Below are 5537 nucleotides of genomic sequence, written 5' to 3' on the forward strand. Positions count from 1 at the left end.
GGCGCTGGCCGCGAAAGCCCTCCGCCCAGGCGGCGATCTCCCGGCGCAGCCGTTTGCTCGGGTACAGGCATCGCAGGAACTTCTGACGCTGCCCGTTGCGCCAGGCCGTATCGATGAGGCGACGGCGGCGCTTCCCGGTGGTGCGATGATCGCGCTCGGGCCAGGGAAGCGGCAGTAACTCCTTGTCGAAGATGAAGTTCTGCGCCGCCTCCTGATCCGCCCAGTTACGGACATTCTTCCCATCGCGCAGCGGCACAAGATACCGAAGGCGCTCGAAGATCACGAAGACGTTGACAGCGAAGGCGTCCTTGATCTGCTTCTCGATATCGTCGGCAACCTGGCCGCCGCTTGACCGCTCAGGCCGCATGCCGACCATATTTGCTCGAACCAGCAGCGGCTCACCCCGGTCAAACCGTTCCCGTTCCTCGGGCGTTGCCTGGATCGGGAGGGGATCGTCGAGGCTATCGACAATCATCCCTTGCAGACTTTGAGCCGGCCAGCCAGCCGCTATCTTCATCTTCAGCGGAACCTGCGGCGGATAAGCGGCCCTTCCCTCGCGTATGGCCTCCCCGCTCACCGCGACGACCGGCCGGCTGAAGTCGAGATACCGTTGGAACGGTGTGTCCGAAAGCAACAGCTTGCGCAGCTTGTTCCTTTCGATGTCCGAAGTCGGCAGGTCTGCCGCCATGCTTGTTTCCTTGGTCATCGGCGCCGCAAAGGCTAACAAGCTCATCGGCAAGAAGATGGATTCTGAGTATCCGGCTGGTAACGTTCCTGTGAGCTGCGACCTTGAGCCTATCCGCCTCGCAACTTAGCCACACGCGAAAGCTTGTCCTGGATCGAACGCGAACCAGCCGTCGGCTGGTCTGATTTCGGCACGGCGACCGGTTTGACGGTAACCGTTCTCCCGGCCCGGGGCTCGGCTGTTTCACCGGTCATGGATCGGGATGACGCCGTTTCCTCTCGTGCGGCAGTCCGCTGGCGCGTGCTGTCTTCCACAGGCCGGCCTGTTGACGCGGACGCATTCCCCTTGATCTGCCGCGATACCGCACCGCGCAGACGATCGGCCGAGAAAGAACTCCCATCGGCACGCCGTATGCCGGCCGCAGCAAGCGCACGCGCGATCTGTGACCAAGTGAATCCCTCATCCCGGAATTCCTCGAACAGGCCGCGATGCCGCCGCACCGCACGATCGAGCGGTATAGGGCCGAGCGGTCCCTTGAAATTGTCAACGAGCGCCTTCAGCCGTCGCTGCAAGTTAGAGTTCATCGCGTTACCCGAAGCAAAATGAATCCAGACGAATTTTGGAAGCTCATGCAGGATCAAGTGCAACCACGGGCGATCTTCGAGCCGTTTTCCGCCCTCTGAGCTTGGCTGTTTTGCCGATTTGGGGCGTAGAACGCGTCCGGCCCACCGAGACCGCCGTTCGCTGTGGCGCACGATCTTTCTTCGGCGGGTCTTGTAGCACGGACGCTTTTTCCCGCATCTGGCGCGACACCGTCCCACGCAGGTGATCAACTGAAACCATCTCCCCGTCGGCGCGCCTGACCCCGGCCGCCGCTAGGGCCCGCGCCAGCTGCGACCATGTACATCCCTCGCGTCGCAACTCCTCGAACAGATCGAGATGTCTTCGCAAGACCCGATCGAGCGGAATGCGTCCGAGTGGTCCCCGCAGATCGTGAGCAACCGCATTTAGCCGTCGTCGCAGGTTCGAGTTCATGATGGTTTCCGACGCGTTCCTTGAACCCCGAGGCTAGCAAGCCCTCCAGGGAGCAGATGGATTCTGAGTATTCGCGCGTAACGTTCCTGTGAGCCAGGTCCCCAGGAATCCCGCGCCTGACCGCTACGCAGACGATCGGCCGAGAAGGCCCCCATCGGCGCGCCGTATGCCGACCGCAGCAAAGGGATGCGCGATCCGTGACCACGTGAATCCCTCATTCCGGAATTCCTGGACAGGCCCGAGATGCCGGCGCACCGCACGATCGAGCCGTAGGGGATCGACCGGCTCCTTCAGACTTCGAGTTCGTCGGCAAGTGCTCTCAAACACCGCCGCAGGCTCGAGTCCGCGGGTTCCGACGCAAACTGAACCAAGACGAACCAAGATCACCCGATGAGAAGCGCGTCAAATTGCTTCAAAATGATCTCTTCACACCTGTGCATCGGTGGATGGCGCCCGCATGGCAAGAACTTTTTCGACGCTCTGACAATTGGTGGTCGGGGTGCGGTCATCGGTCCGGCCTCATCGAAGCGGATTCCTGGTCCGCGGGCTCTAATGGTAGTCCGCGGATCGAGTCCCAGCCACTATGGCGCGCTTGATGCGCATGCACAGGTACGGGTTGTCCCGATCCTCGGTCTCGACCGGTTGCCATTACGTCGTCGTCGCTCTCACCAATTCGATGATCCCACTCGGCAGCTGACTTTCTTTTCCTTCCCGGCCGCTTCTCCTTACGCGATGGCGGAGGCTTCCTGGCGGAATGCCTCGCCTCGGCTCATCACCGCCCACGCGATCCTCGCCATCTTGTTGGCCACCGCGATCGTGACCACGCGCGCCGGACGCCTTTGGAGGAGCGCGTTGATCCAGCCGGCAAGCTCGGGCTTGTTACGGCAATAGCGAATCACGGCGGTGGCGCCAAGCACGAGCAGCTTGCGCAAATACGCGTCGCCTTTTTTCGAGATCTTTCCCATATGGACCTTGCCACCGGATCCGGACTGCCGTGGGACAAGCCCGATCCACGTTGCCAGATGCCGCCCGGATTTGAAGACTTTGATGTCTCCAATGGTGGCTGTAATTGCGGATGCCGTGATCACTCCGATGCCGGGGATCGTTTGCAGTCGCAGACTGACCTCGCTGGCGCGGTGCGCTACTCGAATGGCGTTCTCGATCGTTTGTACGCGTGTCTGCACATCGTCGATCTGGCCCATGATCAGCTCGACGCAGCTGCGGACCGCATCGGGGAGGACCGCTGGGGTCGCGCCTTGGGCAAGCGCATGCAGCTCCGGGATGCTCCAGACTCCCTTGGGCGCGACCAGTCCGAACTCAGCGAGCTGGCCACGCAACGAGTTGATCAGCGCTGTACGCTGACGGACCAGCAGCTCTCGTGTCCGATGTAGCATTAAGCCCGATTGCTGCTCAGCTCTTTTGATTTCGACAAATCGCATTGTGGGTCGGGCTACCGCTTCACAGATCGCCTCTGCACCCACTGCGTCATTCTTGCCGCGCTTAACGTACGGTTTGACGTAGCCCGCTGGCATCAGCCGGACGTCGTGCCCGAGTGCCGTCAGCTCGCGACCCCAATGATGGGCGGTGCCACAGGCCTCGATGCCGGCCAGGCTACGCGGCAGTCCTTTGAAGAACTCGAGTACTTCCGAGCGACGGAGCTTCTTGCGAACCGCGACCTTGCCAGTCGCGTCGACACCGTGAACCTGGAAAACGTGCTTGGCGAGATCAAGTCCGATTGTCATAGTGGGCATCGTGGATGGCTCCCTTTAAGTGAATCTGACAACGACTCACTTTGGCACATCAGATGCCGGTAGCGGACGCCATCCACACCATCACTGTGGATGACACCCACATGGCCGAGCTTTTCTAACGTCATAGCATTTGGTCGTTGCGGTCATCTGTCCGGCCTTTGCTTGTGGTCTGTTCTCACAACATGGCCTCGATGGTTGTCCGCTGATCGGGCCCCCGTCATCGTTGACGGACTCAATGTCCGTGCAACTCAAAGTCCGTGCACAGGTTCGAAGTGTCCTGATCCTCGGTATGTCGAGCGGATGCCATCAAGGGTCATTGCCCTTGTCCAACTCGGCTTTCGTTTGTCGAGACGCTATTGATGGGGTCACCGCAAGGCCTCATTGCCAAGCCCCACCACGTGATTCTGAACGTCTGTTCCCCAAAAGGTGCTACCTGCTCTGCAGGATTGCCCTGACAATGCGTGCCAAATTGTTGGCAACCGCGAGAGTAACCAGTGGACCGGGCGCATGGACGCATTGACTAAATCGCACTTGCCTTGCCGCAGCCGCAATTGTCGGCGCGCTGAATTGAAAAGTCTGCTAAGTTTCGAGGTCGCAAGGTCGAATGGGGCATACGAAACTTCGGTTTTATGGGACGGAGAAAGTCAAATGCCGGCATTTGAACGCATTCCGTTAGATCAGCGCCTGCGAGATCTTCCATGCGCGTGACCTTGCTCCCTCGCTCACTACTGGCGTGCCTACTCACACGCATTTACAAGCGGGGCTATCGGCGAACGATACGGATGGGAAGTTGGTGGGAGCCGCTTTTCCAAGAAGCCTCGCCGAAACCTGGAGAACGAATTCTGGAAATAAACGCGGACAACTGCGGTACCGTTAAAATGATTGGGGCATTGTATCGGCAGAGCGCTCGATGGAAGCGAGGATGTCATCGGCGGACTTGGTCCATCGGAACGGTTTGGGATCGGCGTTGTGCCGCTCGATGAACGAAGTGATGTCAGCCCTGAGGGCGGCGACACTGCGATAGACACCTCGCCTGATCTTCTGATCGGTAAGGAGCGCGAAGAAGCGCTCGACCTGATTGAGGCATGACGAACTGGTCGGGGTCAGGTGCACATGCCAACGCGGCCTTTTAGTCAGCCATTTCCGGATCAGCGGGGTCTTGTGGGTGGCGTAGATATCCATGACGAGATGGACGTCGAGTTCGCGCGGCACGGCGGCCTCGATCTCGTCCAAGAACTTGCGGAACTCGGCGGCACGGTGCCGTCCGTAGCACTTGCCGATGACCCGTCCGGTCGCAATGTCGAGGGCGGCGAACAGCGATGTAGAGCCGTGCCTTTTTGTAGTCATGGCTCCTTCGGGCTGGCTGGCCGGGACGCATCGGTAACATCGGCTGAGTGCGGTCCAGCGCCTGGATTTGAGACTTCTCGTCCACACACAGAACGATGGCGTGCTCCGGCGGCGAGACGTAAAGGCCCACGACGTCGCGCACCTTGGCCACGAAGTTCGGATCGGTTGAGAGCTTGAACGGCTCCAGCCGGTGCGGCTGGAGCCCGAAGGCCCGCCAGATGCGTTGCACCATCGACACCGAGAGGCCACTGGCCTTCGCCATGTCGCGAGAACTCCAATGGGTGGCGTTCTCGGGGCAGTTTTCCAGCGTCCTCACGGCTTCGATAAGGGTATCGTCAATGGTGCGCGGTGCCCCGGAGCGCGGCTCGTCGTTCAGCCCGTCCACGCGCCGCTTCACAAAACGCCGCCGCCACTTGCCCACGGTCTGCCGGTCCAGCTCCAGCTTGGCCGCCACCTCCGTGTTCTGACCTCCTGCAGCGCAGGTCAGCACAATCCGGGCTCTCAGAGCCAGTGCCTGCGCCGTCTTCCGCCGCGTCGTCAGCGACTCCAGCTCGGCACGCTCCTCATCGCTCAATGTCAGGGGGGGCAGTTGCTGGACCGCCATTAGATGCTCCGTCGCTGTTTGCTTCCCTCTTGGCACAGCGATGCAAATCTACTGCGAATCTACGATTGCGAACTTGTGACTTGGGACACTAGCGCCTGCACAGGCAGGACGGCTG

2 protein-coding genes and 2 pseudogenes are annotated in these 5537 nt (G+C 60.6%); all 4 read right to left on the bottom strand.

Annotation, left to right across the window (positions count from 1 at the left end):
* A pseudogene (locus G8O24_RS42060) lies at nt 1–688 on the bottom strand (hypothetical protein); the annotation flags it as partial.
* 107 nt (nt 689–795) lie between these two features.
* Nucleotides 796–1332 carry a hypothetical protein gene (locus tag G8O24_RS42065; protein ID WP_152544229.1) on the bottom strand — a complete coding sequence of 179 codons (537 nt, stop codon included), beginning with the start codon at nt 1330–1332 and terminating at the stop codon, nt 796–798.
* Between the two features lie 1113 nt (nt 1333–2445).
* A complete protein-coding gene (locus G8O24_RS42070) occupies nt 2446–3471 on the bottom strand; it encodes an IS110 family RNA-guided transposase (protein ID WP_006022522.1) in 1026 nt (341 codons plus the stop codon).
* A gap of 873 nt (nt 3472–4344) precedes the next feature.
* Nucleotides 4345–5422 (bottom strand): annotated as a pseudogene (locus G8O24_RS42075) (IS630 family transposase).
* Between the last annotated feature and the right edge of the window lie 115 nt (nt 5423–5537).

The sequence above is a fragment of the Bradyrhizobium campsiandrae genome (assembly GCF_014529705.1).
Classification (GTDB): domain Bacteria; phylum Pseudomonadota; class Alphaproteobacteria; order Rhizobiales; family Xanthobacteraceae; genus Bradyrhizobium; species Bradyrhizobium campsiandrae.